At 66.3% G+C, this 25,419-nt stretch carries 24 protein-coding genes; 12 read left to right on the forward strand and 12 right to left on the reverse strand.

What is annotated here, in order from left to right; translation table 11 throughout:
- Nucleotides 1–10: 10 nt before the first annotated feature.
- Genes LMQ14_RS26710 through LMQ14_RS26725 form a run of 4 tightly spaced genes read right to left on the reverse strand, consistent with a single transcriptional unit; the run spans nucleotide 11 to nucleotide 3,871 of the window.
- On the reverse strand, nucleotides 11–1,057 hold the full coding sequence (locus LMQ14_RS26710) for an LLM class flavin-dependent oxidoreductase (protein WP_267732599.1): 1,047 nt from the start codon (nucleotides 1,055–1,057) through the stop codon (nucleotides 11–13).
- Nucleotides 1,057–1,581, reverse strand: coding sequence for an SRPBCC family protein (locus LMQ14_RS26715; RefSeq protein WP_267732600.1), 525 nt, complete (start codon nucleotides 1,579–1,581; stop codon nucleotides 1,057–1,059). Before LMQ14_RS26715 ends, LMQ14_RS26710 begins: the two co-directional genes overlap by 1 nt.
- A 22-nt stretch (nucleotides 1,582–1,603) precedes the next feature.
- The gene (locus LMQ14_RS26720) at nucleotides 1,604–2,725 is read right to left on the reverse strand and encodes a fatty acid desaturase family protein (protein ID WP_267732601.1); all 1,122 of its coding nucleotides are present in this window, start codon (nucleotides 2,723–2,725) and stop codon (nucleotides 1,604–1,606) included.
- Nucleotides 2,726–2,752: 27 nt separating this feature from the next.
- Complete coding sequence (locus LMQ14_RS26725; protein WP_267732602.1) at nucleotides 2,753–3,871, reverse strand: ferredoxin reductase; 1,119 nt, start codon at nucleotides 3,869–3,871, stop codon at nucleotides 2,753–2,755.
- Nucleotides 3,872–3,940: 69 nt separating this feature from the next.
- On the opposite strand from LMQ14_RS26725, the gene LMQ14_RS26730 reads away from it, so the two are divergent.
- Nucleotides 3,941–4,615, forward strand: a complete 675-nt coding sequence (locus LMQ14_RS26730) for a TetR family transcriptional regulator (RefSeq protein WP_267732603.1) — start codon at nucleotides 3,941–3,943, stop codon at nucleotides 4,613–4,615.
- 3 nt (nucleotides 4,616–4,618) lie between these two features.
- Here the strand turns inward: LMQ14_RS26730 and LMQ14_RS26735 are convergent, their stop codons facing one another.
- Entirely contained in the window at nucleotides 4,619–5,224 is a 606-nt protein-coding gene (locus LMQ14_RS26735; RefSeq protein WP_267732604.1) for a GNAT family N-acetyltransferase, read from the reverse strand.
- A gap of 81 nt (nucleotides 5,225–5,305) precedes the next feature.
- Here LMQ14_RS26735 and LMQ14_RS26740 point away from each other — a divergent pair, with 81 nt between their 5' ends.
- Both LMQ14_RS26740 and LMQ14_RS26745 read left to right on the forward strand, forming a co-directional pair.
- Nucleotides 5,306–6,394 (forward strand): F420-dependent hydroxymycolic acid dehydrogenase, encoded by a 1,089-nt coding sequence (locus tag LMQ14_RS26740; protein WP_267732605.1) that lies wholly within the window; start codon nucleotides 5,306–5,308, stop codon nucleotides 6,392–6,394.
- 68 nt (nucleotides 6,395–6,462) lie between these two features.
- A complete protein-coding gene (locus LMQ14_RS26745) occupies nucleotides 6,463–7,797 on the forward strand; it encodes an acyl-CoA dehydrogenase family protein (RefSeq protein ID WP_267735695.1) in 1,335 nt (444 codons plus the stop codon).
- A gap of 5 nt (nucleotides 7,798–7,802) precedes the next feature.
- On the opposite strand, the gene LMQ14_RS26750 is transcribed toward LMQ14_RS26745, so the two are convergent.
- Entirely contained in the window at nucleotides 7,803–8,258 is a 456-nt protein-coding gene (locus LMQ14_RS26750) for a MaoC family dehydratase (protein ID WP_267732606.1), read from the reverse strand.
- 35 nt (nucleotides 8,259–8,293) lie between these two features.
- Here LMQ14_RS26750 and LMQ14_RS26755 point away from each other — a divergent pair, with 35 nt between their 5' ends.
- The 5 genes from LMQ14_RS26755 (at nucleotide 8,294) to ag85C (ending at nucleotide 12,194) form a co-directional block, all read left to right on the forward strand.
- On the forward strand, nucleotides 8,294–8,791 hold the full coding sequence (locus LMQ14_RS26755; RefSeq protein WP_267732607.1) for a metallophosphoesterase family protein: 498 nt from the start codon (nucleotides 8,294–8,296) through the stop codon (nucleotides 8,789–8,791).
- Between the two features lie 58 nt (nucleotides 8,792–8,849).
- On the forward strand, nucleotides 8,850–9,305 hold the full coding sequence (locus LMQ14_RS26760) for a MarR family winged helix-turn-helix transcriptional regulator (protein WP_267732608.1): 456 nt from the start codon (nucleotides 8,850–8,852) through the stop codon (nucleotides 9,303–9,305).
- Nucleotides 9,305–10,144, forward strand: a complete 840-nt coding sequence (locus LMQ14_RS26765; RefSeq protein ID WP_267732609.1) for an ATP-binding cassette domain-containing protein — start codon at nucleotides 9,305–9,307, stop codon at nucleotides 10,142–10,144. The genes LMQ14_RS26760 and LMQ14_RS26765 overlap by 1 nt, the downstream gene beginning before the upstream one ends.
- Nucleotides 10,134–10,961 carry an ABC transporter permease gene (locus tag LMQ14_RS26770; RefSeq protein ID WP_267732610.1) on the forward strand — a complete coding sequence of 276 codons (828 nt, stop codon included), beginning with the start codon at nucleotides 10,134–10,136 and terminating at the stop codon, nucleotides 10,959–10,961. Before LMQ14_RS26765 ends, LMQ14_RS26770 begins: the two co-directional genes overlap by 11 nt.
- A gap of 222 nt (nucleotides 10,962–11,183) precedes the next feature.
- A complete protein-coding gene (ag85C, locus tag LMQ14_RS26775; RefSeq protein WP_267732611.1) occupies nucleotides 11,184–12,194 on the forward strand; it encodes a diacylglycerol acyltransferase/mycolyltransferase Ag85C in 1,011 nt (336 codons plus the stop codon).
- A 62-nt stretch (nucleotides 12,195–12,256) separates the two neighbouring features.
- On the opposite strand, the gene LMQ14_RS26780 is transcribed toward ag85C, so the two are convergent.
- From LMQ14_RS26780 to LMQ14_RS26795, 4 genes are all read right to left on the reverse strand, one after another.
- Nucleotides 12,257–12,937, reverse strand: coding sequence for a YoaK family protein (locus LMQ14_RS26780; RefSeq protein WP_267732612.1), 681 nt, complete (start codon nucleotides 12,935–12,937; stop codon nucleotides 12,257–12,259).
- Nucleotides 12,938–12,976: 39 nt separating this feature from the next.
- Nucleotides 12,977–14,329 carry a maltokinase N-terminal cap-like domain-containing protein gene (locus tag LMQ14_RS26785; protein WP_267732613.1) on the reverse strand — a complete coding sequence of 451 codons (1,353 nt, stop codon included), beginning with the start codon at nucleotides 14,327–14,329 and terminating at the stop codon, nucleotides 12,977–12,979.
- Nucleotides 14,326–16,110, reverse strand: coding sequence for a maltose alpha-D-glucosyltransferase (gene treS, locus LMQ14_RS26790; RefSeq protein ID WP_267732614.1), 1,785 nt, complete (start codon nucleotides 16,108–16,110; stop codon nucleotides 14,326–14,328). The genes LMQ14_RS26785 and treS overlap by 4 nt, the downstream gene beginning before the upstream one ends.
- 109 nt (nucleotides 16,111–16,219) lie before the next feature.
- The gene (locus LMQ14_RS26795; RefSeq protein WP_267732615.1) at nucleotides 16,220–17,281 is read right to left on the reverse strand and encodes a S1C family serine protease; all 1,062 of its coding nucleotides are present in this window, start codon (nucleotides 17,279–17,281) and stop codon (nucleotides 16,220–16,222) included.
- A gap of 147 nt (nucleotides 17,282–17,428) precedes the next feature.
- Between LMQ14_RS26795 and LMQ14_RS26800 the strand changes: the two genes are divergently transcribed.
- The 3 genes from LMQ14_RS26800 (at nucleotide 17,429) to LMQ14_RS26810 (ending at nucleotide 20,665) form a co-directional block, all read left to right on the forward strand.
- A complete protein-coding gene (locus LMQ14_RS26800) occupies nucleotides 17,429–17,857 on the forward strand; it encodes a TIGR03668 family PPOX class F420-dependent oxidoreductase (protein ID WP_267732616.1) in 429 nt (142 codons plus the stop codon).
- A 131-nt stretch (nucleotides 17,858–17,988) separates the two neighbouring features.
- Nucleotides 17,989–20,148 carry an elongation factor G-like protein EF-G2 gene (locus tag LMQ14_RS26805; RefSeq protein WP_267732617.1) on the forward strand — a complete coding sequence of 720 codons (2,160 nt, stop codon included), beginning with the start codon at nucleotides 17,989–17,991 and terminating at the stop codon, nucleotides 20,146–20,148.
- A gap of 43 nt (nucleotides 20,149–20,191) precedes the next feature.
- Nucleotides 20,192–20,665, forward strand: a complete 474-nt coding sequence (locus LMQ14_RS26810; protein WP_267732618.1) for a DUF2231 domain-containing protein — start codon at nucleotides 20,192–20,194, stop codon at nucleotides 20,663–20,665.
- Between the two features lie 25 nt (nucleotides 20,666–20,690).
- Here LMQ14_RS26810 and LMQ14_RS26815 read toward each other — a convergent pair whose 3' ends face one another.
- Entirely contained in the window at nucleotides 20,691–22,271 is a 1,581-nt protein-coding gene (locus tag LMQ14_RS26815; protein WP_267732619.1) for a FadD7 family fatty acid--CoA ligase, read from the reverse strand.
- Between the two features lie 237 nt (nucleotides 22,272–22,508).
- Here LMQ14_RS26815 and oxc point away from each other — a divergent pair, with 237 nt between their 5' ends.
- Complete coding sequence (gene oxc / locus LMQ14_RS26820; protein WP_267732620.1) at nucleotides 22,509–24,263, forward strand: oxalyl-CoA decarboxylase; 1,755 nt, start codon at nucleotides 22,509–22,511, stop codon at nucleotides 24,261–24,263.
- Here the strand turns inward: oxc and LMQ14_RS26825 are convergent.
- Nucleotides 24,247–25,179 (reverse strand): LysR family transcriptional regulator, encoded by a 933-nt coding sequence (locus LMQ14_RS26825; protein WP_267732621.1) that lies wholly within the window; start codon nucleotides 25,177–25,179, stop codon nucleotides 24,247–24,249. The two genes, oxc and LMQ14_RS26825, sit on opposite strands and share 17 nt — an antisense overlap.
- Nucleotides 25,180–25,419: the final 240 nt, after the last annotated feature.

The following is a 25,419-nucleotide window of genomic DNA, read 5'->3' on the forward strand; positions in this document are numbered from 1 at the left end:
CGGCAGTGTCCTAGGTCTGGCGGACCAGCTCGATCGCCCGGCCCAGCGTCGCGAGCTTGGCATCCAGCGTGTCGCCGGCGGGATAGAGCCGCACGGTGTCGACGCCGGCGTCGCGCCAGACCGCGAGGCGCGCGCGGACCATCTGCTCGGTGCCGATCAGCGTGGTGCCCAGCACCATTCCGTCGGTCACCAGCTGTGCGGCGCCGTCGCGGTCACCGGCCTGCCAGCGCTCGCGCACCGCAGCGGCGACGTCGGCCCAGCCCTGCCGGCTGTAGGCCTGGTTGTAGAAATTCGTGCTCGACGACCCCATACCACCGAGGCTGAACGCGAGTTCTTTTTTGCGGTTGGCGATCATGGCGTTCAGTTCGTCCTCGTCAGCCGCGAACGCGACTTCGGCGCCCTGACAGATGTCGATGTCCGCGCGGGTACGGCCGGATGCCGCCAGGCCCGCGTCGAGGTGGGCGAAGTACGCCTGCGCCGCACCCTCCGGAACGAAACTGGTGCCCAGCCAGCCGTCGGCGATCTCCCCGGTCAGCCGCAGCATCGCCGGGGACAGCGTGGCTAGGTAGATCGGAATCGCGTGCTGCGGAGCGTTCGACACCCGCATCGGTACCGCCTCACCGGGTCGGGGGATCCGAAATTCCCGGCCGGAATGTGAGATCTTGCCTCCGGCGAACACCTGCCGCACGATGTCGACGGTTTCTCTGACGCGGGCGAGCGGGCGGCTGAACGAGACGCCGTGCAGGCCCTCGATCACCTGCGGACCCGAAGCACCCAGCCCCAGCAGGAATCGGCCATTCGACAGGTTGGACAACGTGATCGCGGTCTGTGCGACCAGGACCGGGGACCGGGTGCCGACCTGCAGGATGCCCGAGCCGAGCAGCATCCTGTCGGTCCGCGCCGCGAGGTAGCCCAGCGCCGACGGCGCGTCCGCACCCCACGCCTCGGCGACCCAACACACATCGAGTCCCAGCATTTCGGCTTCGACGGCCAGCGTCACCACCTGGGCGACGTCGTCGCTGCCGCCGGACAACTCGACCGTCGTTGCGGTGCGCATCAGCGCACCCCGTGTTCGGCAAGCCTCTTGATTGCCGCCAGGGTCTTGCTGATCGACGTCTCGAATTCACGCATCCGGACGAACACGATCTTTTCTTCCTTGTCCGGCATAGCGTCGATCGCCGCCGACAGCCCCGAGCGGCCCGGACCCATCTGCATCCAGAAGCTGAGGCTGGTCCCGCCATCCCGGGGTGCCAGTCGGAACCGCCAGATCGCCGAGGGGCGGTCGGCATCACCGACCGCCCAGGCGAATTCCTTCGGCTGCTCGCAAGCGACGATGCACGAGGTGGTGCTCCATTCGCCGAACGCGTCGTGCTGGTTGTGTCCGACGAAGCGGGCGCCGACCTTGGGCCGATCGGCACCGCCGGCCCACTCCACGGACTGCAACTCGTTGCTGAACGTCGGCATCAGCTTGATATCCGAGATCAGGTTCCAGACCCGGGAGGGATCGGCGTCGACCCACGTCGACACTTCCACCGTCGGCTTATCCGCATAACGTGCACCGGTCCACTCCACGCAGCCCATTGTCCCCCACCCGGGGCGGGACTCAGGCCGCGACGGGCTCGCGATCGGCCGGCTTGTCGGCCTTGATCTTCGGCAGCAACGACGTCAGTTTGCCGGGGTCCGGCAAGGTCAGCTTGACAATCTTGCGCACCACGGTGCCGAACTGCTGCAGCAGCGGGCCCCTGTTGTAGGGGATCCCGTAACGCTCGCAGATCTCCTGCACCTCGGGCGCGACGTCGGAATACCGGCGGGCCGGCATGTCCGGGAACAGGTGGTGCTCGATCTGGTGTGACAGGTTGCCGGACAGCAGATGAAAGATCTTGCCTCCGGTCAGGTTCGCCGAACCCAGCACCTGGCGGAAGTACCACTGACCGCGGGACTCATCCTTGGTCTCCTCGATGGTGAATTCCTGGGTGCCGTCCGGGAAGTGGCCGCAGAAGATGATCATGTACGACCACACGTTGCGCATCAGGTTGGCCGTCATGTTGCCCGTGAAGACGAACGGCGCGAACGGGCCGGCCAACAGCGGGAAGGCGACGTAGTCCTTGAGCGTCTGGCGCTTGGTCTTTTTCCAAATGGCCTTGAGGACATCACGCTTGTCCCAGACCCGGATCTCCCCGGAGCGGATCTTCTCGGTCTCCAGTTCGTGCAGCGCGACGCCGTACTGGAACAGCACCATCAGCAGGAACGCGTAGACCGGGTTACCCAGGTAGTACGGGTGCCACTTCTGGTCCTCGCTCATCCGCAGGATGCCGTAGCCGATGTCGCGGTCCATCCCGACGATGTTGGTGTGGGTGTGGTGCATGTAGTTGTGCGAGTGCCGCCATTGGTCGGCCGGGCAGGCGGTGTCCCATTCGAAGGAGCGCCCGGAGATGGTCGGGTCACGCATCCAGTCGTACTGGCCGTGCATGATGTTGTGGCCGATCTCCATGTTGTCCAGGATTTTCGCGACGCCCAGCATCGCGGTGCCCAGCAGCCAGGCCGGCGGCAGGTACAGCAGAACGCGTCCGCCGACTTCCAGCGCCCGTTGGGTTTTGATGACGCGGCGGATGTAGTCGGCGTCTACTTCGCCGAGGTCTGCCATCACGCGATCTCTGATGGCGTCGAGTTCACGGCCGAATGCGTCGGCCTGCTCGGGGGTAAGGGTGATCTTGTCGTGCGACATAGCTCCTCCTCCTAAGGGTTGGTGGGCTTAAAGCGCGAGGTCGACGTCCCCGACGGGGACGGATACGCAGATCTGGATTTCTTCGTTCGGGGCGGTCGAGACCGCGCCGGTGGTGAGGCTGCGCACGGTGCCGGAGACCTTCCGGCGTGTGCAGGTGTGGCAGATGCCCATCCGGCATCCGTTCTCCGGGGTCAGCCCGGCCGATTCCGCCTGCTCCAGCAGCGAGCGGCCGTCGTCTTTCGTGTCAACGCCGCTGTCCGCGAACGTAATTCGACCGCCCGACGGGTTCGCCGGAGCCGTGATCGCCGGCGGCACGAAGCTCTCGGTGTACACGTTTTCGCAGTGCTCGCGCACGGCGTCAACCAAAGCGATTGGGCCGCAGACGAATACCGCATCCGGTGCGGGCATGGCCGCGGCCAGGTGCTGCGGTCCGAATCGGCCGGTCAGCTCACCCGAACCCGAACGGGTGTAGCCGTGCAGCACCCGCACGCCGGGCATCGCGCTCAGCTCGTCGCGGTAGCAGGCCTCGGCTTGTGTGCGGGCGTAGTGGACGAAGGCGATTTCCGCCCCCTGGTTTTGCAAGTGGCCCTCGGCGACCAGAGTGCGCAGCATCGCCATGACGGGCGTGATGCCGCTGCCGCCGGAGATCAGAAGGATCCGCCGCGGCCGCTGGGCCGGCAGGATGAAGTCGCCGCCGACACCGGTCAGCCCGACCACCATGCCGCGACGGGCCTGCTCGTACAGGTAGTTCGAGACCAACCCGCCTTCTGAACCGTCTCCGTGGCGGCCGACGGTCAGCTCGAGGGTCGAGCTGCCTTCAACGTTGGCCGGTGAGTAGCAGCGGGTGTGCCGGCGGCCGTCGATGTCCAGAGCGACGTTGACATACTGACCGGCCTTGAAGCTGTGGGTGGACGTGAAGCTCTCGTTCGGAGCGAGGGTGAGTGTGACGCTGCGCGGCGTGGTGCGGCGCACGTCGACGACCTTGGCGCGGGCTTCGCCCTGGGTCCAGGTTGGGTCTACCAGCTCGGTGTAGCGGTCCACGCCGTGCGGGCCGGTGAGTAGGTCAACCAGGTCGGAACCGAGGATGCGGTCCCGGAAAGTCTTGGCGAAGCTCCGACGCGAGGTCTGACTTCTTTCAGTGAACATATGTACACCGTCCTCTTGGACGTTGCAGCTAGTCAAGGGTTTCCGCGGCTCTGTGGTAGGCTTCACACAGTGAACGGTCGTACTCCTAGCTCACGGCCGCACCGTTCTAGCCGCGAGCGTTCCCGCGAAAGCCCCTCCCGCGAAGAGCGCAAAGAGGCCACTCGGCGCGCCATCATCGCCGCTGCTCTTAAACTGCTGCAGGACCGCAGCTTTTCTGCGCTGAGCCTGCGCGAGGTGACCCGCGAGGTCGGGATCGTTCCGGCGGCGTTCTATCGGCACTTCGAGTCGATGGAAGCCCTCGGTCTGGTGCTCATCGACGAGTCGTTTCGCGCCTTGCGCGACACTCTGCGCGACGCGCGGGCCGGCAAACTCGACCCGAACCGGGTGATCGAGTCGTCCGTCGAAATCCTGGTCGCCAGCGTCGCCGATCGACGCGAGCACTGGCGGCTGATCGGCCGCGAGCGCAACAGCGGGCTGAGCGTGCTGCGCTACGCAATCCGCACCGAGATCCGGCTGATCACTTCCGAGCTGGCGACCGACCTGGCGCGCTTCCCCGGGCTCAATGCCTGGAGCACCGAAGACCTCAACGTGCTGGCAACCCTGTTCGTCAACTCGATGATCGTGATCGCCGAGGCGATCGAAGACGCCCAGAGCGCCGAATCGTTGGAAGACATCCGGCGGACCGCGGTCAAACAGCTGCGCATGATCGCCATCGGTATCGCCGGGTGGCGAAGCAGCCCCTGACCTTTAGCGCGGGTCCCGCCACATCGCCCACAGCGGCGGGCCGCCGTTGGGCAGTGCGATCTCCTGGGTGACCTCAAAACCGAATCGCATGTAGTACGGCACATTGTCGGGCTTGCTCGACTCGAGATACGCCGGAGCATGCTCGGCATCGCAACGGTCCAACCGCGACCGCATCAACGCCTGGCCATAACCCTGGCCGCGGACCGTCGGGGCGCTGCCGATCGCGGCCAGATACCAGTGCGGCTCTTCGGGATGCTCGCGCTTCATCACTTCCTGGATGCCCCGCGCCATCCCGGTGCGCAGGCCGAACACCCGCAGAAAGGCCGGCGTCATCGCCAACTGGGCCCAGCGCGATTCCTGCCAGTGATTCGGCGGATCCCACAGCGCCGCCGCACCGATGACGGCTCCGTCGTGGGCCACCTCGACACCGCCAAGAGGCAAATGATGATGGCGGGTCATGGCCGAAAACATCCGGGCCAGATCCATGGTCCGCGTCATGCTGTTGGGAAATATCCAGGCCATCACCGGATCGTCGAAGAAGGCCCGGCTCAGGGTGGCAGACAACTCGCGGAGGTCGGCTTTGCGTGCCGGACGTGCCTGAGAAGCCATTACGTCAGGCTAGTGGCTACCATGCGGAATGAACACGAAACGGCTCGGCGTGACGATGTAGGTGGGGGGTACCCCGACGCGATGACAGGGCTTTCCCGGCGAGCATTCGCGCAGATCGCGACGGGCGCGGGCGTGCTCGGCGCCGGCGCCTGGGTTGCCGGGTGCTCCAGCGAACATCGTGGGTCGCCCAGCACTGCACCCCCGGTGACCAAGGGCGTGGGGATCACCCTGTCGCACGAGCAATTTCGCACCGATCAGTTGGTCGCGCAGGCCCAGGCGGCCGAAAAGGCCGGCTTTCAATACGTCTGGGCCAGCGACCACATCCAGCCGTGGCAGGACAACGAGGGCCACTCGATGTTTCCCTGGCTGACGCTGGCGCTGGTGGGCAGCAGCACCAGCCACATCTCCTTCGGCACCGGCGTCACCTGTCCGACCTATCGCTACCACCCGGCAACGGTGGCGCAGGCCTTTGCCTCGCTGGCGCTGCTGAGTCCGGGCCGGGTGTTCTTGGGGCTCGGGACCGGCGAGCGGCTCAACGAGCAGGCCACCACCAACATGTGGGGCAAATATCCCGAGCGTCACGACCGGCTGGTCGAGGCGATCCAGCTGATCCGCCAGTTGTGGAGCGGTCAGCGAATCTCGTTCGCGGGCCGCTATTTTCAGACCAATTCGCTGAAGCTCTACGACCTGCCACCGGCACCGCCGCCCATCTTCGTGGCCGCCAGTGGACCTAAAAGCGCAAGGCTGGCAGGGCAATACGGCGACGGCTGGATCACCCAATCCCGCGATCTCACGAACCCCAAACTGCTGGCCGCGCTGGGCGACGGCGCTCGCGCCGCCGGGCGCGATCCCGCAACTCTGGGCAAGCGCGCCGAACTGTTCGCCGTCGTCGGCGATAGCGAGGAGGCCGCCCGCACGGCGGCCTTGTGGCGCTTTACCGCCGGGGCCGCCGATCAGCCCAATCCGGTCGAGATTCAGCGTGCCGCCGAGTCGAACCCGATCGAGAAGGTGCTGGCCAACTGGACGGTCGGCACCGATCCCGCCACGCACGTCACGGCCGTGCAATGGGTCCTCGACGGCGGCGCCATCCCGTTTCTGCACTTTCCGCAGGGCGACCCCATTGCGGCCATCAACTTCTATCGCGATTACGTCCTGCCCAAGCTGCACTAAAGGGTCGCCGCTCAGCACCGATGCAGGCCCCACCTACGATGAGGTGGCTGCTTCTGCGTTTGTCCAAGATGCCGGTGCGACGGTGCGCCGGGGAACGGTTGGCCACGGTGTGGGACTTCGAAACGGACCCGGAATACCAGGCGAAGCTGGACTGGGTCGAAAAGTTCATGGTCGACGAGCTGGAACCGCTCGATCTGGTCGCCCTTGATCCGTACGACAAAAACAACGCCGAGATGATGACCATCCTGCGGCCGTTGCAGCAGCAGGTGAAGGACCAAGGCCTGTGGGCGGCCCATCTGGGGCCCGAACTCGGCGGCCAGGGCTACGGCCAGGTCAAGCTGGCGCTGCTCAACGAAATCCTCGGGCGCTCGCGCTGGGCGCCTTCGGTGTTCGGCTGCCAGGCACCGGACTCCGGCAACGCCGAGATCCTGGCGCTGTTCGGCACCGAGGAGCAGAAGTCCCGCTACCTGCAGCCGCTGCTCGACGGCGACATCACGTCGTGCTATTCGATGACCGAACCGCAGGGCGGTTCCGATCCCGGGATGTTCGTGACGAGCGCGACCCGCGACGGAGACGACTGGGTCATCAACGGGGAGAAGTGGTTTTCCAGCAACGCCAAGCACGCGTCGTTCTTCATCGTCATGGCGGTGACCAAGCCCGACGCGCGCACCTACGACAAGATGTCGCTGTTCATCGTCCCGGGCGAGACCCCGGGCATCGAGATCATTCGTAACGTCGCGGTGGGAGGCGAGTCAGGCAAGCACGGCTCGCACGGGTATGTCCGCTACAACGACGTGCGCGTGCCGGCCGACCATGTGCTGGGCGGTGAAGGTTCGGCATTCATGATCGCGCAGACGCGCCTCGGCGGTGGCCGCATCCATCACGCGATGCGCACGATTGCGCTGGCGCGCAAGGCTTTTGACATGATGTGTGAGCGTGCGGTGTCGCGTCAGACCAGGCACGGCAAACTCGCCGACTTCCAGATGACCCAGGAGAAGATCGCCGACAGCTGGATCCAGATCGAGCAGTTCCGGCTGCTGGTGCTGCGCACCGCGTGGCTGATCGACAAGCACCACGACTACCAGAAGGTGCGCCGCGACATCGCGGCGGTGAAAGTCGCGATGCCCCAGGTGCTGCACGACGTCGCCCAGCGGGCCCTGCACCTGCACGGCGCGCTCGGGGTCTCCGACGAGATGCCCTTTGTGAAAATGCTCGTCGCCGCCGAGTCGCTGGGCATCGCCGACGGCGCTACCGAACTGCACAAGATGACGGTGGCCCGCCGCACGCTGCGTGAATACCAGCCTGTGACAACGCCTTTCCCGTCGCAGCACATACCGACCCGGCGCGCGGAAGCCCAGGCCCGCCTAGCGGAACGACTGGAGCACTCGATCGCCGAGTACTAAGGGCGCTACGTGATGTAGCGAACGATGCTTTCGGCCACACAGGCCGGCTTCGCCGACCCGTCGATCTCAACGGTGCTCGACACGATCGCCTGCACGGCACCACCGCCGACGTCCTCGACCGAAACCAGCGAACTGGTCGCCCGCACCTTCGACCCCACCGGAACCGGGGCGGGGAACCGAACCTTGTTCAGGCCGTAGTTGATTGCGAGCTTGACCCCTTTGACCGTGTACATGTCGTGCTGTAGCCGCGGCAGCAGCGACAGCGTCATGTAACCGTGCGCGATGGTCTTGCCGAAGGGACCGGCGGCCGCCCGTTCCGGGTCGACGTGGATCCACTGGTGATCGCCGGTCGCATCGGCGAAGAGATTGACGTCTTCCTGACTGACGGTCACCCAGTCGCTTTGTCCGATGGTCTCGCCCGCGGCGGCGGCGAGGTCTGCGACTGACTCGAAGGTACGCATGCTTTCTCCTCTGCTCGCGGGTAAGCATAGAACTCGTGAGGCTGCTGTTGATTGCCGATACCCATGTCCCGGCGCGCGCCCGCGATCTGCCCGCGCGGGTGTGGGAGGAAGTCGCGCGGGCCGACGTCGTCATCCACGCCGGCGACTGGATCGCGCTCGAATTGCTCGACGAACTCCAATCCCGGGCGGCGCGGCTGGTCGGATGCTGGGGCAACAACGACGGCCCGGAATTGCGTGCGCGCCTGCCGGAGCGAGCCGACGTCACGTTGGCGGGCGTGCGTTTCACGGTCGTGCACGAAACCGGCGCCTCGTCCGGCCGCGACGCCCGGATGTCGCGGCTCTATCCGGACAGCGAGGTGCTGGTTTTCGGGCACAGCCACATCCCGTGGGATACCACCACCAAGACCGGGCTGCGCCTGCTCAATCCGGGCTCGCCGACGGACCGGCGCCGCCAGCCGTTCTGCAGCTACATGACGACCTGCGTCGATGACGGCGCAGTGACCGACGTCATGCTGCACCACCTCGAGAAGTAGCCCAGCTAAAGGCCCTACACAGCTTGCGCACATATATAGCTCGTAAACAGAGCTATATATGCAAGCACTGAGATCACACACCGACCTGGTCGCCGAGGTATTCGGCGTCGTCGGCCGATTCCGCCGCCAGCTGCGCAGGTCCGCCGGCCGGGGACTCGACTCGGCGCGGTTCACCGAATCACAGTCGGAACTGCTCTGGCTGGTCGGCCGTCGGCCGGGGATCTCGGTCCGCGCGGCGGCAGCCGAACTCGGGCTGGTGCCCAACACCGCGTCGACGATGGTCTCCAAGTTGGTGGCCAACGGCTCGCTGAGCCGGACGGTCGACGAGACCGACCGGCGCGCCTGCCAACTACGACTCGCCGAGCCCACTCAGCAGGTCGTCGACTCCTCGCGAGCCGCCCGCCGCGCGCTGCTGTCCGAGGTGCTGGACGAACTCAATGACGACCAAATCGATTCTCTGACAAAGGGGTTGGAGGTTCTCGACATGGTGGCCCGCAGATTACAGGAGAGATGATGATGACGAAATTGCCGATGGCGATCGACTGCCGGCACCTGACCTTCCACTACGGCCAGTTCACCGCCGTCGATGACCTGACGTTGCAGGTGCGGCCCGGCGAGACGATGGGCCTGCTCGGACCCAACGGCGCGGGCAAGACGACGCTGGTGCGGATGCTCACCACGCTGACCCCCGTGCAGCACGGCGAGTTGCGCATCTTCGGGCTGGACTCCAAGCGCCAGACCGTCGCCATCCGCAGCAATATCGGCTATGTGCCGCAACAACTTTCGATCGAACCCGCGCTGACCGGCCGGCAGAATGTGGAATGGTTCGCCCGGCTGTACGGCGTACCGCGGGCCGATCGCGCCGACCGCGTCGAGCAGGCGCTGGATGCCATGCAGCTACTCGATGTGGCCGACCGGCTGGCGGGGACCTACTCCGGCGGCATGGTGCGCCGCCTGGAAGTGGCGCAGGCGCTGGTCAACCGCCCGTCGCTGCTGGTGCTCGACGAGCCGACCGTCGGGCTGGACCCGATCGCACGCGACGGCGTGTGGACTCAGGTGCAGAGCATGCAAGCCCAGTTCGGCATGACCGTGTTGCTGACCACGCACTACATGGAGGAAGCCGACGCCTTATGCGACCGCGTCGCGCTGATGCATCGCGGCGTGCTGCGCGCCGTCGGCACTCCCACCGAGCTGAAGTCGAAGGTGTCGCCCGGCGCCACGCTCGAGGACGTTTTCCGTCATTACGCGTCCTCGGACCTGCGCAGCGACCCGGCGGTCGAATCGCCCGAAGTATCCACGTCCGACTTCCGTGAAATCCGTTCCAGCAGAAAGGTTGCCAGTCGTGCCAGTTGATCACACCTGCGAAACCCCGGCCGCCACGCTGGTCCGCGCACCGCGCGGCTGGCAGCGGATCGGCGCAACGTTCGGCCGCGTCGGCGCGTTCGCGATCGTCGAACTGCAGAAGCTGCAGCATGACCGCACCGAACTCGTCACCCGGATGGTGCAACCGGCCCTGTGGTTGCTGATCTTCGGGACGACATTCAGCAAGTTGCATGTAATCAACACCGGCTCGGTGTCGTATCTGGCCTTCCTGGCGCCGGGCATCATCGCGCAGTCGGCGCTATTCATCTCGATTTTCTATGGCATACAGATCATTTGGGATCGAGACGCCGGCGTGCTGGCCAAACTGATGGTGACGCCGGCCCCGGCGTCGGCGTTGATCACCGGCAAGGCCTTCGCGGCCGGGGTGCGCTCGGTCGCCCAGGTCGTCGGCGTGCTGGTGCTGGCTTATCTGATGGGCGTCGGCCTGACCGTCAACCCGCTGCGCATCCTGGCGGCGATGGCCACGGTGATGCTCGGTGCGGCGTTCTTCGCCTGCCTGTCGATGACGCTGGCCGGGCTGGTCCGCAATCGCGATCGCCTGATGGGTATCGGGCAAGCCATCACGATGCCGTTGTTCTTCGCGTCCAACGCGCTGTACCCGGTCGACGTGATGCCGTCGTGGCTGCGCGTGCTGAGCACCGTCAACCCGCTGAGCTACGAGGTTGACGCGCTGCGCGCACTGTTGATCGGCACGCCGCTGAACCCGCTGGACCTCGTCGTGTTGATCGTGGCGGCAGTTCTTGGAATTGCCACAGCCTCAACGCTTTTGCGGCGACTAGTCGCGTAGGTCGATAGCGCATGCGCGATCGCTTTGCAAGAGGACCGCATGGTTCCGAGAGCCGATCGTGACCGCAATGTGACGATTTCTGGCCGTCTCTCAATCGTTAGCCAACCGCGATCTCCCGCCCCGGCCGCGACAACCGAATTAGACCCTCCCGCTGTGTTTGACTCCCGGAGAACAGATTCCACCGCACAACGCGGCAGATGAAAGTTGGGATGGGTAAGAGCTATGACATTCGTTGAGAAGTTACGTGGCGCAGCGACAATCCTGCCGCGCCGGCTGGCTATCGCGGTCGTAGGCGCTGCCCTGTTGTCCGGTCTGGTCGCCGTTGTCGGCGGCTCGGCGACTGCGGGGGCGTTCTCGAAGCCGGGTCTTCCAGTGGAGACCCTGCAGATTCCATCACCGTCGATGGGCCGCAACATCAAAGTCCAATTCCAGGGCGGCGGACCGCACGCGGTCTACCTGCTCGACGGTCTGCGGGCGCAGGACGACTACAACGGCTGGGACATCAACACCCCGGCCTTCGAGGAGTTCTACCAGTCCGGAATCTCGGTAGTGATGCCGGTCGGCGGTCAGTCCAGCTTCTACAGCAACTGGTACCAGCCGTCGTCGAGCAACGGCCAGAACTACACCTACAAGTGGGAGACGTTCCTGACCCAGGAGATGCCGCTCTGGCTGCAGGCCAACAAGCAGGTGGACCCGCTCGGCAACGCCGCGGTGGGGCTGTCGATGTCCGGTGGCTCCGCGATGATCCTGGCCGCCTACTACCCGCAGCAGTTCCCGTACGCCGCGTCGCTTTCCGGCTTCCTGAACCCGTCCGATGGATGGTGGCCGACGCTGATCGGCTTGGCGATGAGCGACTCGGGCGGTTACAGCGCCAACAGCATGTGGGGTCCCTCCAGCGACCCGGCGTGGAAGCGCAACGACCCGATGCTGCAGATTCCGCGGCTGGTCGCCAACAACACCCGCCTCTGGGTGTACTGCGGTAACGGCACACCGAGTGACCTCGGCGGCGACAACATGCCGGCCAAGTTCCTCGAAGGCCTCACGCTGCGCACCAACGAGCAGTTCCAGAACACCTATGTGGCATCGGGTGGACGCAACGGTGTGTTCAACTTCCCCGCCAACGGGACGCACTCGTGGCCCTACTGGAACCAGCAACTGATGGCGATGAAGCCCGACATGGTGCAGGTGCTCAACGCGCCCACCGCCGCTCCCCCGGCCCCTCCCGCCGGCTGACACAACAACTAAAGAGCATCGGCAGCGCGCGAGCGCTGCCGATGCTTTTTTGGTTGACCGGACTAATCGAGGACGGCGCGCCGGTCCATGTGGAAGTAGGTGATGCCGGTCGTCAGCGCGCACACACCGGAGGCGACCACCAGCATCCAGGTGCCGTTGACGAGCAGGCTGATGCAGCCACCGACCGCCGCGCCCAGCATGAAACTCGCCAGCAGCAGGAAGTAGCCGAGCCATTCCGCCGCCGTCCCGCCGGCGATGTGTCGCTCGATGCCCTGGCCCATCTTGACCAGCGTGCCGGTGACATAGCTCAACGGCACCGACACCTCGCCGTCCTTGACGAACGAGGTGTTCAACGCGCCGACGCCGAAGACCACCAGCATGATCGGCGCGAAATCGAGCATGTTCTCCTGCCAGCCCTCGTCGACCACGTCGACCACAGTGGCGGCGATCAGACTGAAGGTGGTCAGCACGGTCGGGCCGTGCGGATGCGCCGACCAGAATCGGCGACGGCATGCCGAGGAGACCACCACGCCGGTGACGAAGCACAGCATCAACACCCCCGCCGATATCGACAGCAGCACGTCGTGCCGGAAATACCCCAGCACCGCGCGCTGGGCATTCCCGGTCATGAAGGTGACGAAGTACCCCTCGGAGTGCGTAAATGCGGTAGCCCCCAGGACACCGGCCAGCCCGGCCAGCACCCAGGACAATCGGGCTTCGCTGTCGAAAATCTCACTTGCCACTCGGACATGCTTTCAGAAGCCCGCCGCGGGCGCAGAGACTCACTCGGCCGCCGTCAGCCGGGCGATGGACCGTAGCGGGATCGGCAGCCACCCCGGCCGGTGCCGCGCCTCATATCCGGCCTCATAGACGGCCTTGTCGAGTTCGTATGCGGCCAGCAGCTGCGCCGAATCCCGCGGATCGGTTTCCGACGCGGCGGCATAGCCGTCGCAGAAGGCGGTGCGATTGCGCTCGACCCACTCCCGGGCGCGCGCGGCCAGCTGCTTGTCGCCCTCGTGATCCACCAGCGGCCCGTAGGCGGCGTACTCAAACGACCGCAGCACGCCGGCCACGTCGCGCAGCGGCGAATCCGGGGCTCGTCGCTCGTCCAGCGGCTGGCCGGGCTCGCCCTCGAAGTCGATCAGCAACCAGCTCTCCGGGGTGCGCAGCACCTGTCCCAGGTGCAGATCACCGTGCACTCGCTGGACGATGATCGTCTCGCCGGCCAACTTCTGGAAGCGCTCTTCGATTGTTGCCGCGTGCTCCTCTAGCTCGGGAACCAGCGCCGCGGTCGACGCCAGCCGGGCCAGCACGTTGTCCACCGGGAAGGTGGACTGTGCGGTTCCGAGGGATTCGGCCAGGGCGGCGTGCACCGAGGCGACGGCCTCCCCCAGCCGGTAGGACTCACCGGCGAAGTCGCCGCCGACCTCGTGGGCATACAGGTCGCCCTCGGCGAACAGGTCGCGAACACTGGCCGTGGCCATGGCCCAGCCCTCGGCGGCGTTGGCCTCGAACTCGGTGACCATGCCCAGCGGCCACGCCGTGTCCTCGGCGCCGTCGGCTCCGGCGATCTCGTAGGTGCCGAACAGCCGGGCCACGTTGGGGTTGCCGGCGCGGCCCAGCACCCGGTTCAGCTCGATGTCGGGGTTGATCCCGCTGCTGACCCGGCGGAACACCTTGAAGATCGCGGATCGGTCGAAGATCACGCTGGTGTTGGACTGCTCGGCGTCGGCCACTCGTGGCCAGGCGTCCAGCGGAAGCCTGACGTCCGGCTCCTTGCGGAACACCACTTGGGTGCCCGAGAAATCGCGGACGGCGGACGTGTCGATCAGCGACAGCAGAAACTGCGGCGCCTCGGTGCCGTACAGCGCGTCGTAGGCGGTCCGGTCGTCGGCCGAGCCAATGGTGGCCACGGTGTTGTACTCGGTGACCGGCTCGACGTCCCAGCCGACCAGCACCTGATAGCGCTCGGCGGGCCCGCTCGTGTAGGTGACGTCGACGAGCACCAGGTCGAGGCCGTCGCGCAGTGGAACGACGACCGCGGGTTCGGCGCTGGACAACTCACGATTGCGACCGGCGTACCAACGTTGCTGTGGCAGCCATTCGCTCCAAGGCAGCTTGGCTGACTGGGTCATGCCTTCTCCTCCGATGCGCACAGCTGGAACCAGTAGAACCCATGCCCAGGCAGTGTCAGCAAATAGGGCAGGTGCCCTATCCGTGGGAACTCCACTTGCCCCGAGAGCTCGATCGGGGTGTAGCCGCTCCAATGTTGCAGGTTCAACTCGATCGGCTGGGGAAACCGCGACAGGTTGTTCACGCATAGCACGACGTCGCCATCGTCGGGCGCTTGGCGCAGAAAGGCCAGCACCGACGGGTTCGTCCCGCCGAGTTCCTCGAAAGAACCGATCGCGAAGGCGTCGTGACGGCGGCGCACCGCCAGCATCATGCGGGTGAAGTTCAGCAGCGACGTCGAGGTGTCCCGCTGGGCTTCGACGTTGACGGCCTGGTACCCGTAGACCGAGTCCTGACTCGGCGGCAAATACAGCCGGCCCGGGTTGGCCTTGGAGAAGCCGGCGTTGCGGTCCGGCGTCCACTGCATCGGGGTGCGCACGCCGTCGCGGTCACCGAGCCAGATGACGTCGCCCATCCCGATCTCGTCGCCGTAGTACAGGACCGGCGATCCGGGCAGTGACAGCAGCAGCCCGGTGAACAGCTCGATCTGGTTGCGGTCGTTGTCCAGCAGCGGGGCCAGCCGGCGGCGGATGCCGACGTTGGCCTTCATCCGCGGGTCCTTGGCGTACTCGGAGTACATGTAGTCGCGCTCTTCGTCGCTGACCATCTCCAGCGTCAGCTCGTCGTGGTTACGCAGGAAAATCCCCCACTGCGCCATGTCCGGGATCTCCGGCGTCTGCCCCAGAATCTCCGAGATCGGGAACCGCGACTCGCGCCGCACCGCCATGAAGATGCGCGGCATCAGTGGGAAGTGGAACGCCATGTGACACTCGTCGCCGCCGGTGCTGGCATCGCCGAAATATTCGACGACATCGGCCGGCCACTGGTTGGCCTCGGCCAGCAGCACCCGCCCCGGGAACTCGTCGTCGACGACCTTGCGGACGCGTTTGAGGAAGGCGTGCGTCTCGGGCAGGTTCTCGCAGTTGGTGCCCTCCCGCTCGAATAGGTAGGGCACCGCGTCCAACCGGAACCCGTCGATCCCGAGATCGAGCCAAAAGCGCAGCACATCGATCATCGCCTCTTGCACGGCCGGGTTGTCGTAGTTCAGGTCCGGCTGATGGGAGAAGAACCGGTGCCAGTAGAACTGCTTGCGCACCGGGTCGAAGGTCCAGTTCGACTCCTCGGTGTCGATGAAGATGATCCGGGCATCGGTGTACTTCTCGCTGGTGTCGCTCCACACGTAGAAGTCGCCGTACGGGCCGTCGGGGTCGTGCCGTGACTCCTGAAACCACGGGTGCGAATCCGAGGTGTGGTTCATCACAAGATCGGTGATCACCCGGATGCCGCGCTCGTGCGCCGCGTTGAGCAAATCGACGAAGTCGTCGACGTCGCCGAACTCGGGCAGCACCTTGTAGAAGTCGCGGATGTCATAACCACCGTCGCGCAGCGGCGAGTCGTAGAAGGGCGGCAGCCAGATGCAGTCGATGCCGAGCCACTGCAGGTAGTCCAGGCGCTGCAGCAGCCCGCGCAGGTCACCGGACCCGTCCGCGTTGCCGTCCAGGAATGCTCGGACCAGCACCTCGTAGAAGACCGCGTGTTTGAACCAGGTCGGATCGGCCGGCAATGAGGCGGCGATCTCGAAGTCCTCCGCGTTGGGGTGTTCGACTACACCCCCCTCAACGTGACTACCTTCCGCGGGATCGTGCTCTGACTCCTTTTCCGAGGCGTCATTTGCGTCGTTCATCAATTCCACGATGCCACGTGTACCCGAGGCGGGCAGATCGAAATCACAACGCTAATCTGCCGTCCCGGCAACCGAATTGGCCGCCGGCCAGCAAGTATGCGGGTCAGGATCAGGCCGGAGGCCCATCGCCCAAGGTGACCGGGGCGCTGCGGTCGCCGCCTTGAGCGGCGCGCCAGTGCAGCGTGATGACGTCGCCGGGGTGGTGCGGGACGAGCACGTCCGTCATCGCGGTGGGCCCGTTGATCGGCACGTTGTCGACCGCGATGATGACGTCGCCGGGTGCGATGCCACTGCCCGCGGCGGGACCGCCGTCGACCAGGCGCTGCACCCGCGCGCCGTTGCCGCCGTTATCGCCAACGCCCATGCCGATGAAGGCCGTCGGGCCGATGTGCACGGTGTTGGAACCGGCGCCGGAACGGATCTGACCTGCCACGCCCATCGCGTGACCGATCGGGATGGCAAAGCCCTGGCCGCCGGACATCTTGTAGCTGTCGGTGGCGGCGGTGTCCACCCCGACCACCTGCCCGGCGCTGTTGACCAGCGGCCCACCCGAGTCGCCGGGCTTGATCGCGGTGTCGGCCTGGATCAACCCGCCCAGCGTCTCGTCGGCGCCGGTGAGGGTGTCGGTGGCCGAGACGGTCTGGTTGAGGGCGACGACCTTGCCGGGCACCACGCTGGGAGCGCCCCCCTGGCCGTGCGTGTTGCCGAGCGCGGTGACCGGCTCGCCGATCGCGACGCCGCCACCGATGGCGGCCGACGGCAGCCCGCCCGCGCCCCGCAACTGCAGCACCGCGATATCGGCGCTGCGGGAGTAGCCGATCACGTCGACGCCGTAGGTCTGACCGGTGCCGACGTCGAACGCGCTGATGTCGGTGGCGGCCGAGATCACGTGGTTGTTGGTCAGCACCACGCCGCCGGGATCGATGACGATGCCGGTTCCAGCCCCGATCGCGTTGTTGTAGCCGAACCGGGTGCTGATGTTGACGACCTGCGGTCCGACCTGCGAGGCGATGTCCAGCGGGAACATCGGGGCGTCGCGGAACCGGTCGGTCGCCAGCGTCGAGGGCGATGCGGCTGCCGGGACCGTGGTCAGGCCCAGGCCCAGTCCGACCACTGCCAGCACGCTGACCAGCCATGACCACCAGACTGAGCGGGGGTGCCCTTTGCTCATCCCGTACCTCCCTGCATCGGGGTGCGAACCAGAAGCGGCCCAGCCTCTGCGTCTGGACCGCACAATTTTGTGTACCTCACCGTAATGCAGGTAGCTAGTCCAAGCCGCACCAACGCCGATCGGCAATTGCGCCCCTAAGCTGGCACGGTGGGCGAATTCGACCCTAAGGCCAGCTTCACCCGGTCCCCGGTGGCGCGACTGGCAACCAGCTCGCCCGACGGAAAACCGCACCTGGTGCCGGTGGTTTTCGCGGTCCGCGAGGCCGCTACAGCCGACGCCCCCGACATGGTGTACACCGCGATCGACGCGAAACCGAAAACCACCCAGCGGCTGCGCCGGCTGGCGAACATCGCGGGCAACGCACAGGTCAGCCTGCTCGTCGACCACTACGCCGACGATTGGACGCAGTTGTGGTGGGTCCGCGTCGACGGGGCGGCTTCCATTCACTCCGACGGCGCGGCGATGCACACCGGCTACCGGCTGTTGCGCGCCAAATACCCTCAGTATCAATGGGTTTCGCTGAACGGCCCGGTCATCGCGGTGGCGGTACACCGCTGGTCGAGCTGGCACGCCTGAGCGGGCGCGTCGCGACGGGCAATTGTGGCTGGTCCGGGCCTTGAATTGGGCCGCAGTTGGGAGAAAGGTTGCCTAATACGTTCTGTGAGCTAGGACACACCGTGCCCGACCGAGCGAAGTGGAGGCAGGTCATGGCGGACAAGGCGAACGCTTCGGCGGGCACAGGGGCCGCTCCCACCGCGAACTGTCCTGGCGATGTCCGCAACATCGTCCTGGTGGGCGCCTCGGGAGGCGGCAAGACGACCCTGGTCGAGGCCCTGCTCGTCGCGGGCGGCGTGCTGACCAGGGCAGGATCGGTGACCGACGGCAGCACCATCTGCGATTACGACGACGCCGAGATCCGTCAGCAGCGTTCGGTGGGCGTCGCGGTGGCCTCGCTGTCGCACGGCGGCATCAAGATCAACCTGGTCGACACGCCCGGATACGCCGACTTCGTCGGTGAGCTGCGCGCCGGACTGCGGGCCGCCGATTGCGCGCTGTTCGTGATCGCGGCCAACGAAGGCGTCGACGAACCGACCAAGTCGCTCTGGCAGGAATGCAGCCAAGTCGGCATGCCCCGCGCCGTGGTGATTACCAAACTCGACCACGCCCGCGCGAACTATATGGAAGCGCTGCAGGCCGCGCAAAACGCGTTCGGCGACAAGGTTTTACCGCTCTACCTGCCGACCGGCTCGCCATCTTGCGAAGGCCTGATCGGCTTGCTGTCCCAGCAGCGCTACCAGTATTCCGGTGGCACCCGCACGGTCGGGCCGCCGGATCCCTCGGATGCCGACCGGATCAAGGAAGCGCGCGGCACGCTGATCGAGGGAATCATCGAGGAATCCGAGGACGAGTCCCTGATGGACCGTTATCTCGACGGTGAGGAGATCGACGAGGCGGTGCTCATCGAAGATCTGGAGCGCGCCGTTGCCCGCGGGTCGTTCTTCCCGGTGCTCCCCGTCTGCAGCGGCACCGGTGTCGGCACCCTGGAATTGCTCGAGGTCGCCACCCGCGGGTTCCCGTCTCCGATGGAACATCTGATGCCCGAGGTGTTTACGCCGCACGGCGCTCCGCATGCCAAGCTGGCCTGTGATGCCGAAGCACCATTGTTGGCTGAGGTGGTGAAGACGACGTCTGACCCGTACGTCGGCAGGGTCAGCCTGGTCCGGGTGTTCTCCGGGACCATCAGGCCCGACACGACGGTGCATGTGTCGGGCCATTTTTCGTCCTTTTTCGGGGAGGTCAACGGAAACGGAAATACTCACCCCGATCACGACGAGGACGAACGCATTGGGGTGCTGTCCTTTCCGCTGGGCAAGCAGCAACGACCCGCACCTGCGGTGGTGGCCGGCGACATCTGCGCGATCGGCAAGCTCAGCCGCGCCGAAACCGGCGACACCCTGTCCGACAAGGCCGAGCCCCTGGTGCTGAAACCGTGGGCCATGCCGGAACCGCTGCTCCCGATCGCCATTGCGGCCCATGCCAAGACCGACGAGGACAAGTTGTCGGTCGGGCTGGGCCGGTTGGCCGCCGAGGACCCCACACTGCGGATCGAGCAGAACTCCGAAACGCACCAGATCGTGCTGTGGTGCATGGGCGAGGCCCATGCCGGCGTCGTCCTCGAGGGGCTGGCCAGCCGATACGGCGTCACCGTGGACACGGTCGATCTGCGCGTCCCGCTTCGGGAAACCTTCGGCGGCAAGGCAAAAGGCCACGGTCGCCACGTCAAGCAGTCCGGCGGGCACGGCCAGTACGCGGTGTGCGACATCGATGTGGAGCCGTTGCCGGAGGGTTCCGGATTCGAGTTCGTCGACAAGGTGGTCGGTGGAGCGGTACCCCGGCAATTCATCCCGAGCGTGGAAAAGGGCGTCCGCGCCCAAATGGAAAAGGGTATCCACGCCGGTTACCCGGTGGTCGACATCCGGGTCACCCTACTCGACGGCAAGGCCCACAGCGTGGACTCGTCGGACTTCGCGTTCCAGATGGCGGGTTCGCTGGCGCTGCGCGAAGCGGCCGCCGCGACGAAGGTGACCCTGCTCGAACCGATCGACGAGATCTCGGTACTGGTGCCCGATGATTTCGTCGGCGCGGTGCTGGGCGACTTGTCGGGTCGGCGCGGCCGCGTGCTGGGCACCGATACCGCTGGACAGGAACGCACGGTGGTGCGGGCCGAGGTGCCTCAGGTCGAGCTGACGCGGTACGCGATCGATTTGCGTTCACTGGCGCATGGCGCCGCGTCCTTCACCCGAACGTTTGCCCGCTACGAGCCGATGCCGGAGTCCGCCGCGACCCGGCTGACGGCTAGTGTGTGAAAGCACCTGATAAACAGCCAGATTGGGAGCCCCGGATTCGAGCATGTCGACATTCAACGGACTGCCTGCCCATATCCTGCTCAATCATTTCGTCGTTGTCCTAGGTCCGCTGGCCGCGGTTCTGGCGATCCTGTGTGTGGTGTGGCCCGCGGCGCGGCGCCGGCTGATCTGGCTGGTTCTGCTGCTGGCGGTGGGCACGCTGGTCTTGACCCCGTTGACGACCACCGCGGGCGTCTGGTTATCGGCGCGCATCGGTGCGCCGTCGCCGGTGCTCACCAACCACGAGCAACTCGGCTCCACCCTGATCTACATCGTGGCGGCACTGGCGGCGACGGTCACGGCATTGGCCGTCCTGCACGTGCGTGAGGCGCGCGGCGTGGACATGAAACTCACACTGCACGCCGTCGTCGGGGTGCTGGTGGTCATCGCGGCCGTGGCCACCCTGGTACAGACCTACCGAGTCGGCGATTCCGGTGCCCGCGCCGCGTGGGGAAACGTGACGTCGTCGAGCCAGTGAGGCTGCCGCACAGTCCTTCTCAGCGTCAGGCGCCGCCGAACTGATTGGCCACGGCACGGCGGTCCAATGAACCCTTGGCGGTGTGCGGCAGTTCGCTCGCGTGCAGGAAGGTGCCGGGCATCTCGTACGGCGCCAGCCGATCCCGGCAGAACTCCGTGAGCTCCTCGGGGCTGGGCGGACTCGATCCCCGCGCGACGACCACCGCGGCCACCGTCTCGCCGTACATCTTGTCCGGCAGCCCGAACACGGCCACCTCCAGGACGTCGGGATGGCTGGCCAGCACGCCCTCGACGCGCTCCGGTGAAATCTTCTCGCCGCCACGGTTGATGAGTTCCTTGATCCGCCCGCGGATGCTCAGATCACCCGCTGGGGAAAGCGAACCGAGATCGCCGGTGCGCAGCCAGCCGTCGGTGAAGTTGGCGGCGGTGATCGCCGGGTCGCCGAGGTAGCCGCGCACTACCGTCGGGCCATGCAGCCAGACCTCGCCGACGGCTTCGGGCGGAAGGGATTGACCGTCGGGCGCGACGATCCGGATCTGCGGACTGGTCGACCGTCCGACGAGACCCGTTGTCTCGGCTGGGTTTTCGCTTTGTTCGAGGCCCGTGGTGGCGACCTGATGAGTGCCTTCGGTCATCCCGAACGCACACACCACGGTTGCTCCGAAGGTGTCCTGCAGGGCCTGCGCCGTTTCCGTGGTGAGCGGAGCGCTGCAGCTGCGGATGAAGTGCAGCGCGGGCCCTCCGCCGTCCGGCCGCCCAGTCTTGGCGCGCTCCAACAGAATCTGGTGAATGGTCGGAACCGCGGTGTACCAGGTGGCCCCGACGTCGCTGATGTCGTCCCAGAAGGTGTGGGCCGAGAACTTCCCGCGCGCGGGCAACAACACGGTCCCGCCGGATGCCAGCGTCGACAGCAGCGCGGCGATCAGGCCGTGACCGTGGTAGAGCGGCATCACCGCGACCGTCGCGTCCGCCGGGCCCAGCTGGTAGGCGGCGATGATGGCCCGCACCGAACTGGCGATGTTCGTGTGGGTCCACGGGACCATTTTCGGCATGCCCGTGGTCCCGCCGGTGAACATGATCATCGCGTCGTCGTCCTGGAGGCCGTCGGGCGTCGTCACGTCTGGATTCGGCGCCGCCGGCGCATCCAGCCGCACCGACGACGGAGCACCATCGCCGCCGACGGTCACCGCGATCGTCCACCACACCAGGTCGGGCTCCTGGCTGTCCCCCGGGCCCTCGCCGTCGACGAGCACCACGCCCGCGCCCGCGACTTCGCTGCGGGCGCGCTGGTCGCCGACGGGCAACGCCGGGTCCAGCGGAACCGCGATCAGCCCGGCGCGAGACGCCGCCAACAAGCCGACGACGAACTCGGCGTTGCTGCCGGACCGCAACGCGATCCGGTCCCCCGGCCGCAAACCGCCGTCCTTCAGCTGCTTAGCCAGGTCGTCGACCAGCCGGACCAGCTCGCCATAGCTGACGGGCGTGCGATCGGCGGTGGCGACGAGCGCCGTCGCCTCCGGGTCGCGGATTGCCGCCGCCGCGACCAAATCGGCGATGCTCGGGGATTCGTCGGTCAACTCCGCCTCCGGGGTGATCAAGTCAGACATCGCCGTGGTCCTTCCGCCTTCTCGCATGTGTAACAGCACCTGATTGCACGATGCCGAGAAACCTCACTCTTCGTCCAATACTGTTCAGCTCACGATTGATAATCGGTGACTATCGAACGGCTGGCCAGCGGTCGATAACCATCGTGAATCGCTGCATAGTGGCTTGGTCTTGGACAGCGGCGGGGCAGCCGGACCACAGTGAAGGACGACAGGCACAAAGACGCGAGGAGTCGGGACATGACCACACTTTCGACATCGTCGACCGGGGCACCGGCAGGTTCGGAAGACGCTGCCTTGACCGACGGGTTCCACCTCGTTGTCAATGCCCTCAAAGCCAACGACATCGACACCATCTACGGGATCGTCGGCATCCCGATCACCGACCTCGCCCGCGTCGCGCAGGCCTCCGGGATGCGGTACATCGGTTTCCGGCAGGAGACCTCCGCCGGCAATGCCGCCGCGGCCGCCGGGTTTCTCACCCGCCGCCCCGGGGTCTGCCTGACGACATCCGGACCCGGGTTTCTCAACGGCCTGCCCGCACTGGCCAACGCCACCACGAACTGCTTCCCGATGATCCAGATCTCGGGTTCGAGCAATCGGGCGCTGGTCGATTTGCAGCGCGGCGATTACCAGGACCTGGACCAGCTCAATGCCGCAAGGCCTTTCGTGAAGGCGGCCTACCGCGTCGAGCGGGTCGAGGACATCGGGCGCGCCATCGCACGCGCGATCCGCACCGCCGTCTCCGGCCGGCCGGGCGGTGTCTACCTCGACATCCCCGGCGCGGTGCTGGGCCAGGCGATGGATGCCGCGGCGGGAGCCGAGAGCGTCTGGCGGGTCATCGATCCCGCGCCCCACCAGCTGCCGGCGCCGGAGGCGGTCGATCGTGCGCTGGACGTGCTCGCGCGGGCGCGCCGGCCGCTGATCGTCCTCGGCAAGGGCGCCGCGTATGCGCAGGCCGACGCCGTGATCCGGGATTTCGTCGAGTCCACCGGAATTCCGTTTCTGCCGATGTCGATGGCCAAGGGGCTGTTGCCGGATTCGCATCGCCAGTCCGCGGCGGCCGCCCGCTCGCTGGCCATCGCCCGTGCCGACGCGGTGCTGCTGGTCGGTGCGCGGCTGAATTGGCTACTCGGCCATGGCGAGTCGCCGCAATGGGCCGCCGACGCCAAGTTCGTGCAGGTCGACATCGCGGCGTCGGAGTTCGACAGCAACCAGCCCATCGTGGCGCCGCTGGCCGGCGACATCGGGTCGGTGATGTTTGCGTTGCGCGACGGCCTGGCCACCCGTCCGATCGCAATGCCGACGGAATGGACCGACGAGCTGGCCGATCGCCGAGCACGCAACGACGCCAAGATGAGCGAGCGTCTCGCCGAAAATCCGCACCCGATGCGGTTTTACAACGCACTTGGCGCGATTCGTTCGGTGCTGCAAGCGAATCCGGATGTCTACGTGGTCAATGAGGGGGCCAATGCGCTGGACCTGGCCCGCAACGTGATCGATATGGAGCTACCGCGGCACCGCCTCGACACCGGAACCTGGGGGGTCATGGGTATCGGCATGGGCTACGCGATCGCCGCCGCGGTCGAGACGGGGCGACCGGTCGTCGCGATCGAGGGGGACAGCGCATTTGGCTTCAGCGGCATGGAGATCGAGACCATCTGCCGCTACCGACTACCGGTGACGGTCCTGATACTCAACAACGGCGGCGTGTACCGCGGCGACGAGGAGCCCACCGGGAACAGTCCCGCCCCCACCGTGCTCAACGCCGGTGCGCGGCACGAACTGCTCGCAGAAGCATTCGGCGGCAAGGGATATCACGTCACCACCCCGGCCGAGCTGCAGTCGGCGCTGACCGAGGCACTCGCGTCGAACGGGCCGTCGCTGATCGATTGCGAACTCGACCCGGCGGCCGGGGTGGAGAGCGGACATCTGGCAAGTCTCAACCCGACCAGCGCGGCCAACCGGAAGCCCGCGGTCAGCGCCGGCGCGTAACCCCCAGCAGCTGGGCGTCGAAGAACTCGTCGAGCGAGAGCTGCTGCGCGGACGCGACGAGCGCCCGGGCAACCGGTGATCCGGGCCCGGAGGCGTTGGTGGCCAACGTAATCTCGGCTTTCACGACCGGATCGACCATTTCGACCGCACGAATATCTCCACCCAACGGCGAGGTCCACAGCCAGGTGTGCGGAACAATGCATGCCCAGTTACCGGAGGAGACCTGCGCGAGTAGTGAAGCCACCGAGTCGGTTTCGACTTGCGGGGTGACGGTGATGCCGTGGCCGGCGAAGGCTTCGTCGATGATTTGGCGATCCCGCATGTCGGCGGTGAGCAATGCCAGCGGCAGCTGCGCGGCATCCGGCCACCGCAACGTCGGCGCGGCCGAGGGCAACATGTCCGCCGGCGACAGCAGCACATAGCGCTCCGCGTAAAGCGGCACCAGGTCCACATCGTGCGCGTCATCGGGCGAGGCGTGCACGATGGCGGCGTCGAGCTCGAATTCACGCAAGCGCCGGTACAGTTCGGTCGCGGCCAACCGGGAATTGATCTGCACCTTGACCAATGGATGCGCCGAGCAGAAGGCGGACAGCACCAGGGATGCCGTGGTCGATGCGGTGGGCACGGTGCCCAGCCGAAGCGTCCCGGTGATCCCCGACCGGACCGCGTCTACCTCGGCCTTGAACGCATCGTGCTCGGCCAGAATCCGCTTGGCCCACACGACCAGTCGCTCCCCTTCGGGGGTGAGGCCTTCGAAGCTGTGCCCGCGGTTGATCAGTGTGACGTTCAGTTCACGTTCCAGCTTGGCGATCGCGGCGGACAGCGCGGGTTGCGATACGTAGCACTTCTCGGCGGCCCGGGCGAAGTGGCGCTCCTGGGCGACCGCGACGAAGTACTCCAGCTGACGAAAGAGCACCCGCACCTCCTCGGCCTGGCGGCACCGATGCCGCTGAGGTTAACATTCTTGATTCCGGCAAGCGTCCGCGTTCGGCTGGCCCGCTGACCGTTGCCCACGAATAGTGTTTGCGTTCAACAGCATCGGCGCGCCGCTGCCCGGCAAGTCCAGCAAGTCGGGTTGTGCGGATCGAACTCAACCGGTGATCGGATCGTTACCGTGGAGACCGGGCGGGAGTGTCATTGTTTGCTAAAAGCCGTA

The organism is Mycobacterium sp. Aquia_213, assembly GCF_026625985.1.
Taxonomy (GTDB): Bacteria; Actinomycetota; Actinomycetes; order Mycobacteriales; family Mycobacteriaceae; genus Mycobacterium.